We start from the raw sequence: 270 nt of genomic DNA on the forward strand, positions 1-270 counted from the left end.
CTGCGGACCGAGGCCGAACTTCGCCGGGATGACCACGCTGACCACACCGAGCACGGCCGGCAGGATCACCATCAGCGCCATGAAGCCCTTGTCGGACGCGATGACCGCGGCGTAGCGGCGGATCAGCGTCAGCAACTGGGCGGCCCAGCTCTGCGGCTTCGGCGGACGCATCTGCTGCGCCGGCGGCATGTGTACGGACTGCGCGGCGACGGCGTCGATGTCCGCGGCGTACATCTGGTAGTGCTGCGAGCCGCGCCAGCGGCCCGCCCA

1 pseudogene is annotated in these 270 nt (G+C 70.7%); it reads right to left on the minus strand.

The window, feature by feature from the left end:
- Positions 1-270 (minus strand): annotated as a pseudogene (locus tag BFF77_RS37095) (ABC transporter ATP-binding protein); the annotation flags it as partial.

It is taken from the genome of Streptomyces lushanensis (assembly GCF_001700515.1).
In the GTDB taxonomy this organism is placed as follows: Bacteria; Actinomycetota; Actinomycetes; order Streptomycetales; family Streptomycetaceae; genus Streptomyces; species Streptomyces lushanensis.